Here is a 21,912-nt window from a genome sequence, read left to right on the forward strand (position 1 = left end):
ATGACCATCCAAGACGACACCGAGCAGTGGGAGAGGGCGGCCGACGCCGCGGGCGCGGCCGCCCTCCTGGAGATCGGCGACCGGCTCGGGCTGCTGCCGAGGTTCGACCAGGGCCAGCAGGTGCGGGTCGAGGAACTCGCCGAGGCCACCGGCCTGCCCGCGACCGGCGTCGCCGGGTACCTGGAGGCGCTGTGCTCGGCCGGGCTCATCGAGGAGGTGGCCGAGGGTTCGGGCGCCTTCCAGACGGTGGCGGGCTTCTCCCAGATCCGGTACGAGTCCGGCTACCTGTCGTGGGCGCTGAACGCCAACCGTCCCTTCGTCGACCACGCCGTCGACTTCTTCCACGACGCGCGCGGTGCCGGCGACCGGCACCGGCGGGACGGGCGCCAGGTGGCCGTCAGTTCCGAGTGGATGGGCTCGTTCGGCTTCTACCCGGTGGCGCTCAAGACGATCCTGGACGCCCGGCCGGCCCGCGTGGTGGACCTGGGCGCGGGCACGGGCCGGCTGGTCATCGAGATCCTGCTCAGCCTCACCGACTCGACCGGCGTCGCGCTCGACCTGGACACCGAGGCGTGCGCCGAGGCCCGTCTCGCCGGCGACCGGGCGGGGGTCGGGGACAGGCTGACCGTGGTGGAGCGGCCGATCCAGTCCGTGGCCACCGACCCCGGCCCCGTCGAAGGGACCGACGTCATCCATGCCGGGTTCGTGTTCCACGACATGATGCCCGAGGAGGAGGAGGTGGCCGACTCGGTCCTGGCCAACTGCCGCGAGGCCCTCGCGCCCGGCGGAATGATGGCGATCACCGAGGCCGTGCCCTACGTGCGCAACGCCAGGGAACGGCGGTTCAGCGCGATCGTCACCTACTACCACCAGCAGTTCATGCGGCGCCGCCTGCTCAACGAGCGGGAATGGCAGGAGAAGCTGTCGTCCGCGGGCTTCTCCGATGTGCAGTGCGTCTCGCACAGATTCCCCACCGGGCGCCTCTTCGTGGCCATCAAGTGAAATGAGACAGCGCCCGGTCCGCGTCGCCCCACGGCGAGGCGGACCGGGCCGGCACGTCACGGCACGCGATTCGGGCGCCCGCTCCCATCAATGTCCTCCCGCAATGACGAGCGTTTCAGGGGTTGCGAAGATGTCAAAGTCGAACGGCTCGGTGACCGTGGCGGGCGCGGCGTCCCAACGTGATCCCGGCGGCGCCTACGACCGGGCGCGACACGGAATCCATAATCTCCGCCGCCCCGAGGTCATCGCCGAACCCCGGCGCTACTGGGAGGCGATCTCGGAACTTCCGCCGCTCTTCTACGACGAGGTCGGAGCCGTATGGGTCTGCTCCGGCTATCAGGAATCGGTCGACATACTCGCCAATCACCGCACGTTCTCCTCCGCCCGCTACCACTCCGGTCGCGATCTGGAGGAACGCGGCATGGCCGGCCTCGTGCCGACCGCGGAGATGATGTCCGTCCAGATGCTCTTCAACGACCCGCCGGAGCACACCCGGCTCCGGAAGGCGCTCAAGGACGAGTTCGCGCCCGCCCGGGTCGCCCGCCGGGACGCGGCCATGCGGGAGATCGCCGACGGTGTGCTCGCCACGCTGCCCGAGTCCGGCACCCTCGACCTGGTCCAGGACTTCGCGGCGGAACTGCCGGCGCTGCTGAACGGCCACCTGCTCGGCATCCCGGACCGCACCGCGGACCTGACCCGCTGGGCGGAGGCCTACGACCAGCTGATCAGCAGCGTGTCCACCTTTCCGAGCCGCGCCGACCTGGCGACCGTGCCGGTCCTCGGCCAGGCGCTGGCCGCCCTGCGCGCGCTGGCGGGCGACCGCCGGGCCGCACCCGGCCAGGACCTGATCAGCACGCTGGTGACGGCGCTGCACGACGATCCCGACCCGCTCGCGCTGACCGCGGCCAACGCCCTGGTGCTCGTCGGCGGCGGATACCAGACCCTGACCCACCTGGTGTCCACCGCCCTGCTGCTGCTGCAGAGGCACCCGGACCAGATGCGGCGGCTGCGAGCGGACCACTCATTGATCGACTCGACGGTGAACGAGGTGATGCGGCTCGACGGTTCGAGCCAGTACGTGGGCAGGCACGCGCTCCGGGAGGCGCACGTCGGAGGCGTCCGGATCGCAGCGGGGGAGAACGTGCTCGTCCTCCTCGGCGCGGCCGGTCTGGACCCCAGAAAGTTCCCCCGTCCCACGGCCTTCGACATCGGCCGCAACCAGGGCCGGCATCTCGGTTTCGGCTCGGGTCCGCACTACTGCCTCGGCGCGCCGTTCGCCGAACGCCTCGCCGGTTGGGCGATCCTCGGGTTCCTTGAGCGCTACGAGTCCTATGCCCCCGCCGCAGGAGAGGCCCCGGTCTGGGGGCCGCACGCCAACACCCGATGCCTGCTGCATGCCAGGCTCACCGTGTCGAGGGGCACCCGCGGCGCGGGGGAACCCGCCGGCGACCGCGTCCGGCACCAGATTCTCGCCGAGTGGAACCAGCCCGACACCGGCCCCGCCACCCCCCAGTGCTGGCACCTGCTGTTCGAGCGCATGGCGCGCCTCGCACCCGGCGCCGTCGCCGTCGAGGACGAGGGCGTCCCGCACACCTACGGCGAGGTCGACGCCCAGGCCAACGCGCTCGCGCACCGGCTGCGCGAGCACGGCGTCGAACCCGAGGCGGTGGTGGCCGTCTGCATGCGGCGGTCGGCGGCACTGATCGTCGCGATGCTGGCCGTCGCCAAGGCGGGCGGCGCGTTCCTGCTGGTCGAGGACGCATGCCCGGGTGAGCGGTTGCGGGCGATGCTGGAAGAGGTGACGACCAGGCTGATCCTGGCCGACGGCACGACCGCGGACCGGCTCGCGGCGCTCGGCCTTCCCGCCAAGCTGCTCCGCCCGGAGGCCGGTCCCGGCGAGCCCGAACCGCCGATCACCGGCGTCACCCAGGGCAACACCGCCTATGTCGTGTTCACGAGCGGGACCACCGGGCGGCCGAAGGCCATCGCGACCGATCACCAGGGCCTGGCGAACGTGCACGTCGCCCAGCGGCGGGTCCTGCGGATCCGCCCCGACGACCGGGTGCTGCAGTTCCTCTCGCTCAACTTCGACGGCTGCGTCTCGGAGATCGTGCTGGCGCTGCTCTGCGGAGCGACCCTCGTCATGGCGGGTACGGCGCGGCGCACCCCCGGGCCGCCGCTCGCGCGGCTGCTGCGGGAGCGCGCGGTCACCGCGGCGATCATGACCCCCTCGGTGTGGTCCGTCCTGCCCGACGACGCGCTGCCCGCGTTGCGCATCGTCGCCTTCGCCGGTGAGCGGCTGAGCCCCCGCCTGGTGCGGCGATGGTCCGCGCCGGGTCGGCGGCTGCTCAACCTCTACGGCCCGGCCGAGGCCGCCATCTGGACCACCTGGCACGAGTGCTCCGCCGAGGACGGCGAGGACGGCGCCGACCCGCCGATCGGCCGTCCGATCGAGGGCAAGCGGGTCTACGTCCTGGACGAGCACCGCGAGCTGCTGGCGCCCGGGCACGAGGGCGAGCTCTACGTCGGCGGCATCGGCCTGGGCCGCTACCTCGGCCACCCCGACCGGATGACCGAGGCCTTCGTGCCGGATCCGTTCGCCGCGCATCCCGGCAGGCTGCTCTACCGCACCGGCGACATCTGCGCCTGGCGCCCGGACGGAACCCTCGAATATCGCGGCAGGCGCGATCGGCAGGTGAAGGTCCGCGGCCAGCGGGTCGAGCTCGACGAGGTCGAGCGGATCCTGGAGCGCGCGCCCGGCGTCCACGCCTGCCAGGTGTTCGAGCGCGACGGAAGGCTGGAGGCCAGCGTGATGGTGGAGCCGGAACGATGGCAGGAGACCGAGGTCCGCGCTCACCTCGCCGACCACCTGCACAGCGGAATGATCCCGGCCCGCTTCACGGTCACCGACCGGCTGGCCCTGACCGGGAACGGCAAGCGGGCCGCGGCCCCGCAGGCCGAGCCGCCCCCGCGGGTGACGACGGCCCCGCTCGCCGAGGAGGCGCCGTCCGCCGAGGTGGCACCGCGGGCCGACACGGCGTCGCGGGGTGATCGCGAGATCTCCCGCATCACCTGGCAGATCGCCCAGCTCTACAGCTCCTGCCTCCGCCTGCCGCCGAGCTCGGTGAAGCTGGAGACCGACTTCTTCTCCGTGGGGGCGGACTCGCTGGCCATGGCGGAGTTCCTGACCGCGCTGGAGGCCAGGTTCGACATCCGGCTCGACGTCGAGCAGCTGCTCGCCGATCCCACCCTGGCCGACCTGGCCCGGCTGGTCGGCGAGAGGGGACGATGATGGGGACGCCCGGGAGCCGCCCGGCGCTGTACCGGGCGCACCGTGACGGACCGACGTCGGGGGCCGTGGTGTTCGTCCACGGATCGCTGGACCGGGCGCGCAGCTTCCGCCGGGTCGCCGAGCTGCTGCCCGAATGGGACGTGGTCGGCTATGACCGGCGCGGGTGGGGCTCCTCCCGTTCACTCGGCGGCCCCGCGCTCCGGCTGGAGACCCACGTGGACGACCTGTGCGCCGTCCTCGCCGGGTTCCCCGCGCCGCCGGTCGTGGCCGGTCACAGCTACGGCGGGCTGGTGGCCCTGAGCGCCGCGGCGCGGCGGCCGTCACTGGTGTGCGGCCTGGTGGTCTACGAGCCTCCGGTGCGATGGCTGCCGTGGTGGCCCGCCCACGACCCCTGGGCGGCGGCCGTCCGGGAGGCCGGGACGGGAAGCCCCGACCAGGCGGCTCGCGCGTTGATGGAGAAGGCGCTCGGGCCCGCCGGCCGGCTGTGGCTCGCCCGGCGCCCGGCGGACGAGCTCGCGGCCGACGGCGCCGCGCTGGTCACCGAGATGACCGACCCGTCGGCCGGCGAGCCGCTGTTCGACCCGCTGACCCTGCCCGTGCCGGCGGTGGTCGCCGCCGGCACGGAGTCGGTCGCGCACCACCGCGAGGTCTCGCGCCGCCTTGCCGACCTCTTGCCCGGCGGCCGGTTCGCATCGATCGAAGGCGCGCGGCACGACGTGCAGGCGAGCCACCCCGGCGACCTCGCCGGACTCATCCGGGAAATGGGAGGGGACGGACATGATGCCGCCGGAGTTGGAGAACGCGATCTACGGGATGCTGGCCACGCCCGTGCTGCGGACGGCTGAGAAGCACGGCGTGTTCGCGCGCCTCATCGAGGGCGGACCGGCCGGATCGGAGAAGCTGGCCGGGGACCTCGGCCTCGACCGGGACACCCTGGAGCGGATGATGCTGCTGCTCACCGCGCTGCGGGTCCTGGACCTCGGCGATGCCGGGGACTTCCGGGTGCCCGCCGCCGTCCGCCCCTATCTGGACCGCCGGGAGCCGCTCTTCGTCGGTGGCTTCCTGGAACATCTCGCCGAGGAGACCAGCGCTCGGCTGGGCCGGTTGGACGGCTACCTCAAGGAGGGCAGGCCCGCCGAGGCCGCCGCCCCCTTCGGGGAGGTCTACCGGGACGAGGAGACGATGCGCGCCTTCATGACGGCGATGTGGGATCTCAGTTACGGCGCCTCCACCGAACTGGTGACGCTCGCGGGTCTCGACGGCACGGCCCGGCTCGTGGACGTCGGCGGCGCGACCGGGCCCTTCAGCGTCGCCGCTCTGCGGGCGGCCCCCCGGCTGCGTGCGGTCGTCTTCGACCTGCCGGCGATCCGGCCGCTGGCCGAGGAGACCGCGCACGCGCACGGCCTCGCGGACCGGCTGGAGTTCGCCGGCGGGGACTTCTTCACCGACGAGCTCCCCGCCGGGGACTGCCTGGCCTTCGGCTACATCCTCTCGGACTGGGACGACGAGACCTGCGTCGAACTGCTGGCCAAGGCCCACCGGGCCTGTACGGCTCCGGGCCGGGTGCTGATCATGGACCGGCTGTTCGCCGACGACCGGACCGGGCCGCCGGCCACCGCCGCGATGAACCTCGTGATGCACCTGGAGATGGCGGGGCGGCATCGCACCGCGGCCGAGTTCGCGGCGCTGCTGGAACGGGCCGGGTTCACGGACTGCGAGGTCCGGCGTTCCGGCGGTGAGAAGCATCTGATCGTGGGGCACAAGAACCGGCGCTGACCGCCGCGCCGCAGGGGAGGCGCCGTTGTCCCCTTAACGGGTCAATTGCGGCGTCCATCCCTTTCCGATCGAACACGGAGTGTGCTCTCCCGTGTTTCCACAGTGACATTCAGGTGAAGAAAATAACGCTGTTTATTCGCGCAGTCGACGACCGGCCGGGCGCTTTCGACGTCCAGTGCCGACCGGCGGTACGCCTTGCCGGTGTGATCTTGACTGGGTACAATGCGTATGAGATTTAGCAGGTGCATGAGTAGACCGGTGTGCGAGTATCGGGACACTGATGATTGCCATAAAAATCGTCTGCCCATACCCCCTCCACGCTTTTGGGCTGGTGCGGTTCTTCGATGGCGTGCCGGGCCTGTGCGCGGTCACCGCCGTCGACGGGTCGCCGGCGAACGGGGTGCCCTGCGACCTCACCGTCGTCGTCGTGGACGGCCCGGTGACCCCGGGAGACCTGATCGGGCGGGAGGTCGAGGCGAACCCCGTCCTGGTGTTCGGGAGCTCGGCGGACCACGCCATGATCGAGGAGTGCTTCACCTCGGGGGCCTCGGGATACGTGCACTGCTCGGTGCCCCTGCACACGCTCGTGGCGGCCGTCTACGCGGTGACCTCCCGCGTCGGCCGCTTCCTGTCCATCGGGGACGTCCCGGGCCTGCTGTCGGAGGCCGAGGAGAGCGACGAGGGCGCGGACTCGCTGATCCTGTCCGCCCGGGAGAGCGAGGTCCTGTCGCACATAGCGGCGGGCCGTACGCACGGCCAGGTGGCCAGAATTCTGGGCATCAGCCGCCACACCGTGGACACCTACGTAAAGCGCATCCGAAAGAAGCTCGGGCCCGGCAACAAGGCCGACCTCACCCGCGCCGCAATGGAGCGTAAAAGCCTCATGTCGCCCAGTGGAACGGTCTGAATTCTTGAGTTTCCGAAAGGGTTACGAAGCGTTCACCGACAACCGTGGTCCCTGATCCTCGATCAGCGGACCGAGGCCGGCGCGGAGCGGCGTCACATGGCGGCAGTGAAGGCGGTCACGACAGGGGGCCGGCGTGGGCAAGGGCTTCGTACGGGCCATGGGGGTGCCTGCCTCCCTGGGCTGTCGGCGCAAGGCGACTATGCGGTCTGGCGCGTCCCTGGTCACCGTTGTGTTCATTTCGTTCACGCCTCTCAGGTCCGACCGGGGCGGGCGGAGGCCGCGTGGGTGACACCGGAGGCGGCGGCCTCGGCCGTTTCCCGGCAGGCGCCCGGCGGTGGAGCGTCGCGCGGCAGCTGCTCGCGTTGCAGGCGGGGATCGTGGTCGCGCTCGTCGTGGCCGGCGCGGCCTTCGGCTACCTCGACGCACGGCGGGCGGCCGACGCCAGGGCGCGGGCGACCGTCATGGTCGTGGCGACCACCCTGGCGGACACCGCGGACGTGCGCGCGGCCCTGGCCAGGCCCGAGCCGAGCGCTTCGCTGCAGCCGCTCGCCGAACGGGTCAGGGCCGGGACCGGGGTCGACTTCATCACGATCATGAGTCCGGCGGGCGTCCGCTACACCCATCCCCACCCGGACGAGATCGGGCACCGGTTCCTCGGCAACACCCGGAGGGCGCTGGCGGGCCGTTCGTTCACCGAGACCTACACCGGGACGCTCGGCCCCTCGGTGCGCGCCGTCGTCCCGGTCTTCGACGGCGCGCACAGGGTGGTGGCACTGGTGGCGGTCGGGATCACCGCGCGCGCCATCTCGGCCGACCTGCGCGGCCGGATCCTGGTCCTGATCGCGATCACCGTGGCCGTGCTCGCCGCCGGATTCGCCGGCAGCTACCTGATCAGCCGCCGCCTGCGCCGGCAGACCCGCGGGGTCGCCCCGGACGAGCTGCGCGGCATGTTCGACTACTACCGGGCGATCCTGCACGCGGTGCGGGAAGGGCTGGTCCTCGTCGGCCGGGACGACCGGATCGTGCTGTGCAACGACGCGGCGTTCGAGCTGCTCGGCCTGGCGTCCGACCCGCGAGGCCGGGCGGCCGGCGCCCTGGGGCTGCCCGCCGAGTTGACCGAGGCGCTGGTGTCGGCCGGGGCGCGGTCCGACGAGATCCATGTCGGCGACTCCCGGGTCCTGGTGGTCAACACCTCGCCGGTGCTGTCGCGAGGCCGGCCCATGGGCCAGGTGGTCACGTTGCGCGACCACACCGAGCTCCAGGAACTGGCCGGACGGCTCGACACGGCCCAGGGGTTCGCCGAGGCGCTGCGGGCGCAGGCGCACGAGGCGTCCAACCGGCTGCACGCCGTGGTGTCGCTGGTCGAGATCGGCCGGGCCGAGCAGGCGGTGGAGTTCGCGACCGCGGAGCTGGCGACCGCCCAGCGGCTCACCGACCGCGTGGTCGGCGCGGTCACCGAGCCGCTGCTGGCGATGCTGCTCCTCGGCAAGCTGGCCACGGCCGCCGAGCGCGGTGTCGACCTGGTGGTGGCCGAGGGCACCGCCGTCGACGGGATCGAGGGCGCGGTCGAGCCGCGCGACCTGGCCACCGTCGTCGGGAACCTGATCGACAACGCGGTCGACGCGGCGCTGGACGGGTCCGGGCCGCCGCGGGTGGAGGTGAGCGCGCGGACCGAGGACGGCGAACTGGTGATCGAGGTGGCCGACACCGGGCGGGGCGTGCCTCCCGAGGACGTTCCGGAGATGTTCCGGCGCGGCTGGTCCACCAAGGCAGGCGGCCCGGGGGCCGGCCGCGGCCTCGGGCTCGCGCTCGTGGGCCAGGCCGTCCGCCGGCACGGAGGGACGATCGACGTGCGCCATGACGGCGGCGCGGTGTTCACCGTGCGGCTCCCCCTGAACGGGTCCGGACCGTGATCCGGATGCTGGCGGTAGAGGCCGCCGCGCAGACGCACCGCCAGCACCCCGAACGAGCCGTCGCCTCCCAGGCCACGGACGCCATGCACTCGCGCGCTGACCTGTGTGAGCGTGAATTCGCCGGGACGGCGAATCATCACAGGGAACGCCCGGGATGGTCCTGCTGAGGCGGTGGGGGGTTCAGTGCGCGGAGGACGTGGTCGATGAGTTTGTGGAGGTAGTGGGGGTCGGGCATGCCGAGGTGGAGGGCGAGGCGGTGGTAGATGGGGCCGAAGGTGAGGTCGAGGGCGACGTCGAAGTCGGTGTCGGGGGGTAGTTGTCCTTGTTGTTGTGCTTGGCGTAGTCGGTCGTTGAATTTGGTGATGCGGGGTTCGATCAGGCGTTGGCGTAGGTCGCGGGCGAGGTCGGGGTCGTATTGGGCTTCGGTGATGACTCCGGTGACCGGTGAGGTGGGTTGGGGGGTGAGCAGGGTGATGACTTCGGTGAGTTGGGTGTGCAGGTCGGCGGCCAGGTCGCCGGTGTCGGGCGGGTCGGCGGTGATGGCGGCGGCCTCGTCGATGAGGTCCAGGACGATGGCGCCTTTGGAGGGCCACCACCGGTAGATGGTCATTTTGCTGACTTTGGCGCGGGCGGCGATGGCCTCGATGGTCAGCCGGCCGTAGCCGTTCTCCTCGCAGAGTTCCCGGGTGGCGGTGAGGACCGCCACCCGGCTGCGCTCGTTGCGGCGTGGCGCGTTCGATGCCTTGACCATCTGCGCATCCTAAGGGATACGGAACGTACCGTATTGACAAGGTTCGAGACGGGCTGCCATTCTCGAAGCGGTACGGTACGTATCGTTCGTCTGGGCGCGGCGCGCTGCCGGAAATCCTGCGGACGTCGTGACCAGCACACAGTGAGGAAGCATCGTGGAGCCTCGTTTCAACCTGCTCGACAGCCCGACCGGCGCGAAGGTCGCCAAGCGGTTCTACGCCGCCGCGGCGGCCCTGGACGGGGCGACGCTGCCCAAGTCCCTGCGGGAACTCGTGGAGCTGCGGGTCGGCCAGATCAACGGCTGCGGCTTCTGCGTCGACGTCCACACCAAGGAGGCCACGGCCGCCGGGGAGACCGCGCTCCGGCTCCACCTCGTCGCCGCCTGGCGGCACACCACCGTGTTCACCGACGCCGAGCGGGCCGCACTGGCGCTCGCCGAGGAGGGCACCCTGCTCGGCGACCGCGGCGTCTCCGACGAGACCTGGGCCGAGGTGCGCAAGCACTACGACGATGACCAGGTCGGCGCGCTGGTCTGCGTGGTCTCTCTGATCAACGCCGCCACCCGGATGAACGTGATCGTGCACAACCCGGGCGGCTCGTACGAGCCCGGTATGTTCGCCGCCACGGTGAACTGACCGGCGGCCGAAACGCAGGGTCTGCTGACTCGCAGGGGGTGGTCGTGATGCCGCCCGTCTGCGCGTCGAGCGAGCGTGGTCACTGGTGCGGGTGCGGGCCTTTGCTCAGGCGCGCGGCCATCCGGTCGAGGGTGGCGTGGGCGACGTCGAGGCCCACGATGTTGAGATGGCCGTGGACGACTCCGGGCGAGGTGACGTGCGTGACGTCGGTTCCGGCGGCGTGCAGTTGGTCGGCGAAGCGTTCGCCGCTGCTGCGCAGGCTGTCGAACTCGTCGTTGTCGATGTAGGTGGGCGGGTAGCCGCGCAGGTCGTCGCAGAGCCCGGCGAAGGCGTACGGCGAGGCGGTCTCGGTGGGGCCGCCGAGGTAGCCGGCATTCAGTTGCCGGGTTTGCTCGGGGGCGAAGAGCAGGCCCGGCGGCATCGTCGCCAGGGCGTCGGCGAGTTCGGTGGACGGTTCGGGCAGTTCGGGGTGCAGTACCGGGTAGGCCAGCAGGACCTGCCAGAGGGTCTGGTGTTCGTCGCGTAGGCGCAGTGCGGCGCCGGCGGCGAGGTTGCCGCCCGCGCTGGCCCCGCCGAGGGCGATGCGGGCGGGATCGACGCCGAGGTCGCCGGCGTGGTCGCGCACCCAGCGGTAGGCCGCGACGACGTCGTCGTGCGGGGCCGGGAAGTGCACTCCGCCGACGCACAGGCGGTAGTCGACCGACACGACGACGGCGCCGGCGCGGCCGGCGATGCCGCGCGCGACCTCGTGCGCCTCGGGCATGTCCAGGTCGCCGAAGACGAAGGCTCCGCCGTGCATCCACACCAGGCACGGCCGCTCGGACGCATCGGCCGCCGGACGGTAGACGCGCACTGGGAGCGGCCCGCCCGGCCCGGGGATCGCGCGGTCGTCGAGGAGGAGGTCCCAGTCCTCCGGCGGTCCCGCGGGAGCGAACAGGCCGGCGAATGCCTCGGGTGTGACGGCCTGGGCCGGGTCGTCGGCGAGTGCCCGCAGGCGGGGGGCGAGCACGGGGTGGAATCGGTGATTCGTGTCCCGCGAGGCGGAGGAGGAGGTGAAGGGGCTGTTCATCGGGGTCTCCATCAGGGGGCGGCCGGGCAGGACGTGGTCATCTGCGATCCGCGAGGGTGGGGTTCACGGAACAGGCGGAGGTCGGTGCGGTAGGTGTGGATTCCAGGGCCGGTGGCGGTGCTGGTGCCGTCCGGCAGGCGGATTTCGGCTTCGGTGCCGGGCGGGACCTCCACGGTCAGGGTGAAGATGCCGTGGTCGAGTGTCCATTGGCTGCGGATGGGGCCGTGCAGGGAGTCGTGCCGGGCCGACATCGAGGTGAGGCCGCCGCCGGGCTGCGGGGCGATGACGAAGCGCCGATATCCGGCGGAGTCCTCGTCGGGAGCCTCGGGAAGGCGGATGCCGGCGACGTACTGGTGCAGGAAGGAGACGACGGCGCCCTTGCTGTAGTGGTTGTAGGACATCTGGGGACGTCCTTGCCCGTCGATCCCGTCCCAGTCCTCCCAGATGGTGGTCGCCCCCTTGTCGATCATGGCGAGCCAGGAGGGGGACGAGTCCTGCCGCAGCAGTGCGTAGGCGAGGTCGAGGTGGCCGTTGTCGGCGAGCACCGGAAGCAGGAGCCCGGTGGAGAGGAAGCCGGTGGTCAGGTGGGTTCCGGCGGCGTGGACCAGGGCGGCGAGCCGGTCCGCGGCGCGGCCGCGCAGGTGGTCGGGGATCAGCCCGAAGGCCAGGGCGCGGACGAGGGTGGCCTGCGTGTCGGGGGTGGTCGTGCCGTCGGCGGCGAGGTACTCGTTCCGCCAGGCGGCGCGGGCGCCGTCGGCGATGCGCCGATAGCGGGCCTGGTCGTCGCGGTGGCCGAGGAGCGCGGCGGTGCGCGCGAGCAGGTCGGCGGAACGGTGCAGGTAGGCGGTGGCCACGTCGCCGCGGTCGCGTGCCGGGTCGAGGTCGGGGGCGACGCCGGGTTCCAGCCACTCACCGAAGTGGAAGCCGGTGTCCCACAGGAACTCCTCGTGCGGCGCCGCGTCCGGGCGGGCGGCGGCCCGGTCGGGGTGGCGGCGGGTGCGGGCCTGCGCGGCGGCGAAGTCGACCCAGGCGCGCATCGACGGGTACTGCTCGCGCAGCAGGTCCAGGTCGCCGTAGGCGCGCCAGATCTCCCAGGGGACGATGACGGCCGCGTCCCCCCAGCCGGCCGAGCCGTTCAGGCCGCCTTCGGGTGAGGCGCGGCGGCCTTGCTCGCCGGCGGGGTCGGGGACGAAGTTGGGGACGATGCCGTCCGTCCACTGGTCGGCGGCGAGGTCCCGGAGCCATTTGGCGGTGAACCCGGCGACGTCGTAGAGAAAGGCGGCGGCGGGCACGAACACCTGCCAGTCGCCGGTCCAGGCGGCCCGTTCACGCTGCGGGCAGTCGGTGGGCACGTCGCAGGCGTTGCCACGCAGGCTCCACACGGCGGCCTGGTGCAGGCGGTCGATCCGTTCGTCGTCGCAGGAGAACCAGCCGGTCCGGGCCAGGTCGGTGTGGACGACGATGCCGGTGGCGTCATCGCAGGTGAGCGGGCCGGGGTGGCCTTCGACGCGGACGTACCGGAAACCGTGGGTGGTGTGGCGCGGCTCGAAGACCTCCCCGGGGCGGCCCGCGGAGACGACCGTGTCGATCTGCCCGGCGGGCAAGGGGCGGCGGGTCGTCCAGTCGAAGGCGCGGATGTTGTCGGTGGTGACGTCGCCGTGCTCGTCCAGGGCCTCGCCGTGCGTCAGGGTGAGGCGGGTTCCGGCGGGGCCGAGGTTGCGCAGCCGCATCCAGCCGTTGATGTTCTGGCCGAGGTCGATGACGTGCCGTCCGGGACGGAGTTCGGTCACCGAGACGGCCTGGATCTCTTCGACGCGCCGGACGGGCGGCGCGACGGTACCGGCGAGGCGCGCGAAATCGTCGTACAGCCCGCCTTCGACCGATGTGGAGTTCGTCCAGCCGGTGTCGTCGAAGCCGGGTGTCGCCCAGCGCGGGTCGTGCTCGCGCAGGTCGGTCTGCTGGCCGTCCATCAGGTCGGCCGCAGTGATCGCGCCGGTGGCGGTGCGCCAACCGGGACCGGTGCCCACGGTCGTCGTGGTGCCGTCGTGGTGGTCGACGACGAGTTGGGCGAGGAGGGCGGTGCGGGTGCCGAAGCCGTCGGCCTCGCGGGCGAAGCCGTGCCGTCCCCGGAACCAGCCGTCGGACAGGACGGCGCCCAGCGCGTTGCCGCCCACCGCGAGCAGGTCGGTGACGTCGTAGGTCTGCACCTGGAGGCGGGAGCGGTAGGCGGTGAAGCCCGGGGTGAGTTCCATGTCGCCGACACGGTGGCCGTTGAGGAACAACTCGTAGACGCCGTGTGCGGTGACATGGACGCGTCCGCGGCGGACGGGCTTGTCGAGGACGAACGTGTGGCGCAGCAGGTGGGCCGGGCGGTGGCCGGCGGGTGCGGGCGCCGCCTCGGCCGGTTCGATCCAGCGTGCCCGCCAGTCGCCGGAGTCCAGCAGGCCGGTCTCCCACCAGGAGGTTTCGGACCAGTCGCTTTCCCCTTGGTCGGTCCATACCTTGACCTGCCAGGCGATGCGGGTGGAGGAACCCGGGGCGGGTCCGCCGTAGCGGACGTAGGTGTTGACGGGGGAGTCGACCCGTCCCGAGTCCCAGCCGCCGGTCCTGATGCGGTAGGCGAGCTGCCTCTTGGAGCCGTGCGGGAGCCGCCAGGACAGGCGCGGGCGGCGCACGTCGATGCCCAGCGGCCGGTCCAGGTGCTCGACGCGCAGGTGGGTGGGGTTGGCGGGGGGCACGGTGTCTCCTGTCGGCGGTCGGTGATGTCGGGACGGACGGGCGATCAGGCGGTGCGGATGTCGCCGGCCGGACCGGAGGCGGCTTCGGTGGGACGCCGCAGCCGCGGGATGGCGAAGGAGATCAGCAGCCCCAGCGCGACGATCCCCGCCATCGTGAAGTAGGCGTTGGTGAAGGCCCGGTCGTGGTAGAAGGCGGTGCCCTTGAAGGACGTGGAGTCGGCGGCGAGCACGGCGTAGAGGATCTGCCCGCTCAGGGCCAGCGCCACCTGGGTCAGCAGCGCGGACATCCCGTTGGCGACGGCCTGCTCCTCCGGCCCGACGGCCGAGACGATCATGGCCTGCTGGGCGGCCATGAGCATGCCGCCGCCCAGCCCCATCACGAGGCCGGTGGCGATGATCTCGGTGACGTCGCGATGGTAGAGGCCCGCCAGCACCATCCCGGCGGCGAGGACGGCCAGGCTCGCGTACCACACCGCGCGCGGGCTGATCTTGCGGACCGCATGGCCCACGGCGACGCCCGCCATGAAGGTGATCAGCCCGGCCGGGATGCCGACGACCGCGTTGCGGGTCACCGACCAGCCGAGGCCGTCCGAGACGTGCGGGATCCGGGGGTAGAGCGCGAGGAAGATCAGGATGGAGGCCGAGGCGAAGTAGGCCGCCTGCGGGACGGCGGACCCGCAAAGGACGCTCGCCACGGCGCGGCGGCGCAGCATCCGCAGGTCCAGGACGGGATCGGCGACCCTGAGCTCCACGAGCGCGAACGCCGCCAGCACGACCGTCCCGCCGATGATCGAGCCGAGTACGCCGGCGGACGTCCAGCCCCAGTCCCGGCCTTGGCCGATCCCGAAGACCAGCAGGGCCATGCCGCCGCCGAGCAGGACCGCGCCGGCCCAGTCGAACCGTCCGGACGGGGCGCGCCGCGGCGTCTCGGGAACCGCCAGGAGCGCGAGGATCGCCAGCACCGTCGAGCCGACCAGGAACCACAGGGCGCCCTGCCATCCGAACGCGTCCAGCAGCCAGCCGGACATCAGCGGGGCGAGCAGGCTGAGCAGCCCGACCGAGCCGGCCACGGTGCCGAGCGCCACCGCCACCCGCCGGGGCGGGAAGACGTCGCGGATGGTCGCCAGCACCAGCGCGGCGACCGGTCCGTACAGGCCGCCGATCGCCCTGCCGGCGAGCATGACCGCGTAGTCGGGCGCCAGCACGGTGACGACGTCGCCGAGCAGGCCCGCCGCGGCCAGGATCAGCATGACGCGGCGCTTGCCGTGCACGTCGCCCAGGCGCACGGCGAACGGCATGGCCAGCAGCGTGACGAGGGTGAAGGTGAGACCGAACCAGGCGATCTGCGTGGTGTGGAAGTGCTGGGCGATCTGCGGCTGCGCGTTGGCGGCCATGATCCCGGCCACCACCAGGAGCTGGCCGGGCCAGACCAGCGCCGCCAGCGTCAGCAGCTCGCGGCGGCTCCAGCGATCCCGGACGGGGGCGGCGCCCTCCCCCTCACCGGGCGTTCGGGCAGGTCGAGAGGCAGGGGGTGGCGAAGTGCTCATGGTCGCTCCGGGGTGGGATGTCCGCAGGTGCGCGGCGTTGCGGTGACGATATGCAGCGAAAACATAGTGCGCTAGGTTTTCGGAGAGTGATCCAGGTCACAGTGACCGGCGAAGGCGTCCGGCCGCCCTGGCGCCTTCACGGCACCGCCTCGCTACGGTGAACCCCATGACCGGCAGGACCCGAGGACCGCGCGGCAGCTACGCGGTCGGCGTCGACCGCCGCCGCAAGATCGTGGAAGCGGCCGCGAAACGATTCGCCCGGGAGGGCTACCACCGCACCGCGCTGACCCGGATCGCCGAGGACGTCGGCATCACCGAAGGCGGCCTCCTCCACCATTTCCGCAGCAAGAAGCACCTGCTCCTGGCCGTGATGGAACACCGCTTCACCTCGGAGGCGCAGTGGTGGGCGCGGCTCCCGCCGGACGCGACCGGGCCCGAGGTGCTGCACGCCATGGTCGCGGCCACCGAGCGCCACCTGACCGAGCCGGGGCTCATCGAGCTGTTCGTCCTCACCTCCGCCGAGGCCGCGGACCCCACCAGCGCCGCCCACGCCGTCTTCGCCGAGCGGTACCAGGGCGCCGTCGACGAGCTCGCCCAGCTGCTGCGGCGCTGCGTCGAGCGGGGGACCCTGCGGGCCGACACCGACTGCACCGCCATCGCCCGCGAATGCATCGCCGTCAGCGACGGGCTGCAGCTCCAATGGGTCATCTCCGGCGGCGCCCTCGACCTCGCCGAGGCCGTCCGCGTCCACGCCGACCGCATCGCCCGCACCATCACCCCGGACGGGAACGGCCTGTGACCAGGCCATTCACGCTCACCCACGCGGAGCGGCGGCGGTAGAAACCGGCCCGGCGCCCGAAACGCTCGACATTATGTTGACGCTCGACAATGCGGCGTTTAATGTCCGCGTCTGTACGACCCGTTGCCCCCGGTCCACCGCCGTACGGAGCGTTTCGATGATCTCGCAGCTCACCGGCGGCCCGAGTCCCGCGATCGAGGAGCTCGTGGTCGGCGACGTCCTGCGCCGCGCCGCCCGGATCGGGCCCGCGGACACCGTCCTCACCGCGTTGCAGCCGCACAGCTCCCGGCGAACCTGGACGGCCGCACAGCTCCTGCGTGACGCGGAGGCCGTGGCCGCCGGACTGTTGCGCAATCACGGCCCGGGCACCGCGATCGCGACCCTGCTCTCGAACGGCGCCGAGGCGGTCTTGCTTCAACTGGGCGCCGCCCTTGCCGGGCTGGTGCTCGTACCGGTCAACCCGAGATCGCGTCCGGCGGAACTGGCTCACGCGCTGCGCCTGTCGGGCGCGACCCGGCTCTACGCGAGCGCGGGCCTGGGCCGCGAGGGGGCCGGAACAGCGGAGGTGATCGAGCTCAAGGCCGGCCCGGACTCGCTGCCTTCGGCGGATCCGGTCGAATTGCCGGACGTCACTCCCGATTCGCTCGCGCAGATCCAGTTCACCTCCGGCACCAGCGGCCGGCCCAAGGGCGTCCGGATCCGGCACAAGGGCATGGCGCTCACCGGACATGCCTTCGCGCACCGCATCGGCCTGCCCGAGGGCGGGGTCTGGGTGAATCCGATGCCGCTGTTCCACACCGCGGGCAACGTGCTCGGGGTCATGGGCGCGCTGTGGCAGCGAGCCGAGCACGTGGTGCTTCCCTTCGAACCCGCCGCAGTGCTACAGGCGGTACAGACCTGCCGGGCGACGCTGCTCTCGGCCGCCCCCACCCTGCTCGACCTGCTCATGACCCACCCCGATTTCGGCGCTTGCGACCTGGCGGGCCTCCGCGTGGTGTTCACAGGCGGATCGACGGTCACGCCGGCGCGGGTGGAGGCGGTCGAAGCCGCTTTCGGTGCACCGCTGGCGACCACCTTCGGCATGACCGAGACGTGCGGGAGCGCGCTGCTGACCGCCCCGCTCACCGACTCCGCCGAAGTGCGCCGGACGTCGGTCGGACGCCCGCTTCCCGGCACCGAGGTCCGCGTCGTCGATGCCGGTGGCGGGGTGCTGCCCGCCGGCGAGCCCGGTGAGCTGCTCGTCCGCGGCGCGCGGCTCACCGACGGTTACCACGATGACCCGGAGGCCACCGCGCGCGCCATCGACGCCGACGGCTGGCTGCACACCGGGGACCTGGCCGTGGTCGACGCCCGCGAGTGCGTGCGGATCGTCGGCCGGCTGAAGGACATGATCAAGTCCGGTGGCGAGAACGTCGCTCCGGACGAGGTGGAGGAGGTCATCGCCGGGCACCGGGAGGTCGCGCGCGCCGCCGTCGTCGGGGCGCCCGACGACCGATGGGGCGAGCTGGTCGTCGCCTTCGTGGTGCCCGCGCCGGGTGCGATCCCCGACCCCGTACGGCTTGAGGCGCACTGCCGCGCCCGCCTGAGCAACTTCAAAGTGCCCCGTCGCTGGCACATCGTCGATGACCTGCCCTTCACCGCGTCGTCCAAGGTCCAGCGCGCGGAGCTGCGGCGCCGAGCGGCCGATGGGGCGGCCTCACCGTCGGACACGGCCTGACCGCCGGCACCTCCAGGAAGAGCGGGCTCTGGCGCAGGACTTGATCAGCCGCAGGGGACAGGCTTCGGTTCAGCGGCGTAGTTCTGTGGTGGCGGATTGGAGTAGGTGAACGAGGCTGTCGCGTTGGGCGGGGGGCCAGGAGCTGAAGCGGGCGGTCAAGGTGGTGTTGATGGCCTGCTGGAACTGGCCGGTGACCGCCTCGCCTTCGGGAGTGAGGTGGACGCGGCTGATCCGGCGGTCGTCGGGGTCGGGCTGGCGGGTGAGCAGGCCGCGTCGCTGAAGCCGGTCGACCAGGCCGGTGATGTTGGTCTTGTCGCAGTGCAGCAGGGTCGCCAGCTCACCGAAGGACGGCCGCAGGTGCTGGGCGAAGCACAGCAACTGGGCCTGCTGGGGGGTCAGGCGCAGGCCGCGACTGGCCGTGCTGAACAAGCCGTCGATCTCCATGAAGACGCCGATCAGCGTCTCGACGAGTTCGTCATCGGATGCGGCGGCCATGCGAGACAGTCTACTGCCTGGACAGTTGACACCCTCGACCAAATTAGTCGATGCTATGGACTATCGATGGAATCGACTAATTGGAGGGGTCATGCGTGTCGAGGATCGGGTCGCGGTCGTCACCGGCGGATCGCGCGGCATCGGGCGGGCGATCAGCGAGCGGCTCGCGGCGGCGGGAATGCGCGTCGTCATCGGCTCCCGCGACCAGGAGGTGGCCGCTCGGGCGGTGGCGCAGATCAAGGACGCGGGAGGGCGGGCCACCGCGGTCCAGGCCGACATCACCCGCCCGCAGGCGGTCAGGGAACTGTTCGATGCGGCGGAGAGCCAATACGGCCGGGTGGATGTGTGGGTGAACAACGCGGCCACGGCAACCGCCGTGCCACTGGCCCGCGCCACCGATGACGACTTCGACCAGTACCTGCACGCCAACGTGCGGGCCACGTTCGTGGCGCTGCGCGAGGCCGCGCAGCACATCAGAGACCACGGCCGGATCATCCTGATCTCGTCCGCGCTGACCGCCGCGCCGCTGCCCGGCATGGCGCTGCTGGCCGCCAGCAAGGCCGCCGGCGACCAGCTCGCCCGCACGCTGGCCTGGGAGGTGGGCTCGAGATCCGTCACGGTCAACAGCGTCCTGCCCGGCCTGACCCGCACCGACGTCATCGCGACCGTGCCCCCGCAGGTCATCGACGACGCCAAGGCCCGCACACCGCTGGGCCGCCTGGGAGAACCCGCCGACATCGCCGACATCGTCGCCTTCCTGGCCTCCGACGCCGGCCGATGGATCACCGGCCAGACCATCAACGCCGCCGGAGGGATGATCTAAGGAGCCGGCGCCGGGTCAGGCCTGGAAGGCGCGCGAGAACCGGCCGATGTCCGGAGGATGGAGAAAACATGACGGAAGATGTCAGGTTTCAGGGCGACCATGGGTTCTCCGGTCGGCGCCGAAGTGGGCATAGACCGAGCCCTACGGATGAACAAGGAGCTCCATGCGCGAAACGCGAGAAGATCTCAAAGAGCTACAGGCACTGCTGGACGCCTCTCTGTCCCGCGCCTCCTCTCACCTCCGCTCGATCATCAGCGCCGAGAGGACACTGACCGCGGAGCAGCTCACCGGGGTCCTCACCGGCATGTGCACCCTGGCCCTGTCCACCGTGACCGCGAAGGGCGAACCGCGGATCAGCGGCGTGGACGGGCACTTCCTGCACGGCAAGTGGCACTTCGGCACAGCGCGCGGCGCCGTGAAGGCCCGGCACCTGGCCGTCCGCCCGGCCGTCAGCGCCGCGCACATGCGCGGTGAAGACCTGGGCGTGTTCACGCACGGGACGGTGGAGATCCTCAATCCGCAGCACGGCGAGCCGGCCGCGGACTGGCCGGATCTGCTCGCCTACTTCAAGGACTTCTACGGCGCCGACTCCTTCGACTGGAACAACGAGGTGGTCTACTACCGGCTGCATCCGCACTGGATGAGCGTCTACGCGTCCGATATCAGCAAGCTCACTGCGGTGTCCCGGTCCTGATCAGCGGCACGGGCCGTATCAGGCCGGCCACGTGCCGGCTCGCCGCCTTCACCGGAGTGAGCACCAGCGGCAAGACCTCGCCGGCCACCAACACCCTGCACAACGAGGGGCCCAGATGCGGTGTCTGGAAGGGGTCAAGCTTGTCGGCCGGGTCTGCTCCCGCAGGCCAGGCACGTGGGCCCAAGACGCTGTGCCATGGCCCGGACCGTACCGGCCGTCCCACCCCCGCACCGCGAACCAACGTGCGGCTGAACGCGCGGAAAGAACAAGTCGGCGCCGCGGGCGCCCTTGCCGCAACGGCGTGCCCTGCGCGCATCGGCGCACCCCTCCGCGTCCCCGCCGGGGCAAATGACAGCGGAGCGCCCGGTTCGCCTGTCCCGCGCGGAGAGCCGGTCCGCCGCGTCTCCCCGGCACGATCGACGGTGGGGTCTCTGCGTGAGCACCGATGGATTGGCGGCGCGGGCGGGGTTCAGTAAGGCCGGCTTGGGGGCGGTTGGATCGTGGCGAGGGCCGGGGCAGGCGGCGGAGTCCAGCCGACGAGTCGCCCGGCGAGGCCGCTGCCGGCGAACCGTCCGGTCGGCACGAGCCGGAGGAGGGCGTCACGTACGGGTTGGCGCCAGCCGCCACCGAGGTGTGAACCGATGCGCGCCATGGTGATCGCCTGACGGGCGACCTTCCGGCACCGGGGGCGGCGCGCCAGGTCGTAGGCGGCCAGCGTGGGGGCGAGGGCCGCGCCCGCCGCGACCGGCTGCGCGATCAGCCGCCCCACGCAGGCGGCGTCCTCCAAGGCGCCGGCCACTCCCTGACCCACGGTGGGAAGGATGGCGTGGGCCGCGTCACCGGCGGTGACGACCCGCCCGGACACGTAGGTCGGCAGCCCTCCGGGGAGGTGGTGGACGTCGTGGCGCATCAGGTCGTCCGCTCCGGTCGCAGCCAGGGTGGCGGTGACCGTCGCGGGCCAGCCCGCGAACATCTCGCGGGCGGCGGCCAGTTCGTCATCGAAGACCGTGTGGGCGGGTGCGAGGAAGTACCCGTACCAGTAGACCTCGGTGGCACTGATTCTCAGGGCGCCGAACTCCATGCCCGGTCCCCACACCGCGATGTACCGGTCGTCGACGATCTCGGTGTCCTCGATCACCGCGCGCCAGCTCGTCGCGCCCGCGTACTCGGCCCGGACGCCGGGGAACAAGCGCGCTCTGGCGGTGCTGTGCACGCCGTCGGCGGCCACCACGAGATCGGACTCGATGGTCTGTTCGCCCTCCGCCGAAGTCCAGGTGACCCTGGCGGGCGCGCCCCCCGCGGCGCCCGGCTCGACGGAGGTGACCCGGGCGCCGTTCACCAGGCGGGCGTCGCCGGCCGTCTGGAGCAGCGCGGCGTGCAGGCGCCGCCTGTGCACGGCGCACAGCCACGTCGCCGGGCTCTGCTCGACCGGCACGTCGGGAAAACGCAGAACCCAACGCCCCCGCCGGTTCTGCGACCCGGCCGTGCGGGTCAGGTGGCCGGCCGCCCAGACCGGTTCGTCGGCTCCGAGGGCCGCCAGGGCGGCCATGCCGTTGCGGGTGATCGCCACGCCCGCGCCGACCTCGGTGAAGTCGGCGGCCCGCTCCAGGACGGTGACCCGCCACCCCGCCCGTACCAGGGCGGTCGCGGACGCCAGCCCCGCGATCCCGCCGCCGATCACCGTCGCGGTCGACTGCTCGGTCATGGACACTCCCCAGCTCGCTTATCACTGCTTCAATAGTACTATTAGAGCAG

At 72.0% G+C, this 21,912-nt stretch carries 17 protein-coding genes; 11 read left to right on the forward strand and 6 right to left on the reverse strand.

Translation table 11 applies throughout. The features are described 5' to 3' along the window. From ACA514_RS28345 to ACA514_RS28370, 6 genes are all read left to right on the forward strand, one after another. Entirely contained in the window at window positions 1–1,002 is a 1,002-nt protein-coding gene (locus ACA514_RS28345; RefSeq protein WP_375044291.1) for a class I SAM-dependent methyltransferase, read from the forward strand. Window positions 1,003–1,132: 130 nt separating this feature from the next. After that, window positions 1,133–4,294 (forward strand): amino acid adenylation domain-containing protein, encoded by a 3,162-nt coding sequence (locus ACA514_RS28350; protein ID WP_375044292.1) that lies wholly within the window; start codon window positions 1,133–1,135, stop codon window positions 4,292–4,294. Then, entirely contained in the window at window positions 4,294–5,139 is an 846-nt protein-coding gene (locus ACA514_RS28355; protein WP_375044293.1) for an alpha/beta fold hydrolase, read from the forward strand. Before ACA514_RS28350 ends, ACA514_RS28355 begins: the two co-directional genes overlap by 1 nt. After that, the gene (locus ACA514_RS28360) at window positions 5,072–6,070 is read left to right on the forward strand and encodes a methyltransferase (protein ID WP_375044294.1); all 999 of its coding nucleotides are present in this window, start codon (window positions 5,072–5,074) and stop codon (window positions 6,068–6,070) included. The genes ACA514_RS28355 and ACA514_RS28360 overlap by 68 nt, the downstream gene beginning before the upstream one ends. A gap of 331 nt (window positions 6,071–6,401) precedes the next feature. Beyond that, the gene (locus ACA514_RS28365; RefSeq protein WP_375044295.1) at window positions 6,402–6,977 is read left to right on the forward strand and encodes a DNA-binding response regulator; all 576 of its coding nucleotides are present in this window, start codon (window positions 6,402–6,404) and stop codon (window positions 6,975–6,977) included. Window positions 6,978–7,258: 281 nt separating this feature from the next. Continuing rightward, window positions 7,259–8,890 carry an ATP-binding protein gene (locus ACA514_RS28370; RefSeq protein WP_375044296.1) on the forward strand — a complete coding sequence of 544 codons (1,632 nt, stop codon included), beginning with the start codon at window positions 7,259–7,261 and terminating at the stop codon, window positions 8,888–8,890. Between the two features lie 136 nt (window positions 8,891–9,026). Here the strand turns inward: ACA514_RS28370 and ACA514_RS28375 are convergent, their stop codons facing one another. Further along, complete coding sequence (locus tag ACA514_RS28375) at window positions 9,027–9,641, reverse strand: TetR/AcrR family transcriptional regulator (RefSeq protein ID WP_375044297.1); 615 nt, start codon at window positions 9,639–9,641, stop codon at window positions 9,027–9,029. Window positions 9,642–9,795: 154 nt separating this feature from the next. Between ACA514_RS28375 and ACA514_RS28380 the strand changes: the two genes are divergently transcribed. Continuing rightward, window positions 9,796–10,275 (forward strand): carboxymuconolactone decarboxylase family protein, encoded by a 480-nt coding sequence (locus ACA514_RS28380; RefSeq protein WP_375044298.1) that lies wholly within the window; start codon window positions 9,796–9,798, stop codon window positions 10,273–10,275. Between the two features lie 79 nt (window positions 10,276–10,354). Here the strand turns inward: ACA514_RS28380 and ACA514_RS28385 are convergent, their stop codons facing one another. The 3 genes from ACA514_RS28385 to ACA514_RS28395 are packed head-to-tail and all read right to left on the reverse strand — an operon-like array spanning window position 10,355 to window position 15,629. Further along, window positions 10,355–11,344: an alpha/beta hydrolase gene (locus tag ACA514_RS28385; RefSeq protein WP_375044299.1), complete on the reverse strand. Its 990-nt coding sequence runs from the start codon at window positions 11,342–11,344 to the stop codon at window positions 10,355–10,357. Between the two features lie 11 nt (window positions 11,345–11,355). Next, window positions 11,356–14,082, reverse strand: coding sequence for a family 78 glycoside hydrolase catalytic domain (locus ACA514_RS28390; protein ID WP_375044300.1), 2,727 nt, complete (start codon window positions 14,080–14,082; stop codon window positions 11,356–11,358). 44 nt (window positions 14,083–14,126) lie between these two features. After that, on the reverse strand, window positions 14,127–15,629 hold the full coding sequence (locus ACA514_RS28395; RefSeq protein WP_375044301.1) for an MFS transporter: 1,503 nt from the start codon (window positions 15,627–15,629) through the stop codon (window positions 14,127–14,129). A 166-nt stretch (window positions 15,630–15,795) separates the two neighbouring features. Between ACA514_RS28395 and ACA514_RS28400 the strand changes: the two genes are divergently transcribed. Both ACA514_RS28400 and ACA514_RS28405 read left to right on the forward strand, forming a co-directional pair. Then, window positions 15,796–16,428: a TetR/AcrR family transcriptional regulator gene (locus tag ACA514_RS28400; RefSeq protein WP_375044302.1), complete on the forward strand. Its 633-nt coding sequence runs from the start codon at window positions 15,796–15,798 to the stop codon at window positions 16,426–16,428. 73 nt (window positions 16,429–16,501) lie between these two features. After that, a complete protein-coding gene (locus tag ACA514_RS28405) occupies window positions 16,502–18,145 on the forward strand; it encodes a class I adenylate-forming enzyme family protein (RefSeq protein ID WP_375044303.1) in 1,644 nt (547 codons plus the stop codon). A gap of 69 nt (window positions 18,146–18,214) precedes the next feature. Here ACA514_RS28405 and ACA514_RS28410 read toward each other — a convergent pair whose 3' ends face one another. After that, window positions 18,215–18,640: a MarR family winged helix-turn-helix transcriptional regulator gene (locus ACA514_RS28410; protein ID WP_375044304.1), complete on the reverse strand. Its 426-nt coding sequence runs from the start codon at window positions 18,638–18,640 to the stop codon at window positions 18,215–18,217. A 91-nt stretch (window positions 18,641–18,731) separates the two neighbouring features. On the opposite strand from ACA514_RS28410, the gene ACA514_RS28415 reads away from it, so the two are divergent. Beyond that, window positions 18,732–19,463, forward strand: a complete 732-nt coding sequence (locus ACA514_RS28415; RefSeq protein WP_375044305.1) for an SDR family NAD(P)-dependent oxidoreductase — start codon at window positions 18,732–18,734, stop codon at window positions 19,461–19,463. Between the two features lie 163 nt (window positions 19,464–19,626). Continuing rightward, window positions 19,627–20,157 (forward strand): pyridoxamine 5'-phosphate oxidase family protein, encoded by a 531-nt coding sequence (locus tag ACA514_RS28420; RefSeq protein WP_375044306.1) that lies wholly within the window; start codon window positions 19,627–19,629, stop codon window positions 20,155–20,157. A 469-nt stretch (window positions 20,158–20,626) separates the two neighbouring features. On the opposite strand, the gene ACA514_RS28425 is transcribed toward ACA514_RS28420, so the two are convergent. Then, window positions 20,627–21,862 carry an FAD-dependent oxidoreductase gene (locus ACA514_RS28425; protein ID WP_375044307.1) on the reverse strand — a complete coding sequence of 412 codons (1,236 nt, stop codon included), beginning with the start codon at window positions 21,860–21,862 and terminating at the stop codon, window positions 20,627–20,629. Window positions 21,863–21,912: the final 50 nt, after the last annotated feature.

Origin of the sequence: Actinomadura sp. NTSP31, assembly GCF_041951385.1 — a bacterium.
In the GTDB taxonomy this organism is placed as follows: domain Bacteria; phylum Actinomycetota; class Actinomycetes; order Streptosporangiales; family Streptosporangiaceae; genus Spirillospora; species Spirillospora napierensis.

Coding starts and splice junctions, on each gene's coding strand:
- ACA514_RS28345 (WP_375044291.1), top strand. CDS start 1: ATGACCATCCAAGACGACACCGAGCAGTGGGAGAGGGCGGCCGACGCC.
- ACA514_RS28350 (WP_375044292.1), top strand. CDS start 1,133: ATGTCAAAGTCGAACGGCTCGGTGACCGTGGCGGGCGCGGCGTCCCAA.
- ACA514_RS28355 (WP_375044293.1), top strand. CDS start 4,294: ATGGGGACGCCCGGGAGCCGCCCGGCGCTGTACCGGGCGCACCGTGAC.
- ACA514_RS28360 (WP_375044294.1), top strand. CDS start 5,072: ATGATGCCGCCGGAGTTGGAGAACGCGATCTACGGGATGCTGGCCACG.
- ACA514_RS28375 (WP_375044297.1), bottom strand. CDS start 9,641: ATGGTCAAGGCATCGAACGCGCCACGCCGCAACGAGCGCAGCCGGGTG.
- ACA514_RS28385 (WP_375044299.1), bottom strand. CDS start 11,344: ATGAACAGCCCCTTCACCTCCTCCTCCGCCTCGCGGGACACGAATCAC.
- ACA514_RS28395 (WP_375044301.1), bottom strand. CDS start 15,629: ATGAGCACTTCGCCACCCCCTGCCTCTCGACCTGCCCGAACGCCCGGT.
- ACA514_RS28400 (WP_375044302.1), top strand. CDS start 15,796: ATGACCGGCAGGACCCGAGGACCGCGCGGCAGCTACGCGGTCGGCGTC.
- ACA514_RS28405 (WP_375044303.1), top strand. CDS start 16,502: ATGTTGACGCTCGACAATGCGGCGTTTAATGTCCGCGTCTGTACGACC.
- ACA514_RS28410 (WP_375044304.1), bottom strand. CDS start 18,640: ATGGCCGCCGCATCCGATGACGAACTCGTCGAGACGCTGATCGGCGTC.
- ACA514_RS28415 (WP_375044305.1), top strand. CDS start 18,732: ATGCGTGTCGAGGATCGGGTCGCGGTCGTCACCGGCGGATCGCGCGGC.
- ACA514_RS28420 (WP_375044306.1), top strand. CDS start 19,627: ATGCGCGAAACGCGAGAAGATCTCAAAGAGCTACAGGCACTGCTGGAC.
- ACA514_RS28425 (WP_375044307.1), bottom strand. CDS start 21,862: ATGACCGAGCAGTCGACCGCGACGGTGATCGGCGGCGGGATCGCGGGG.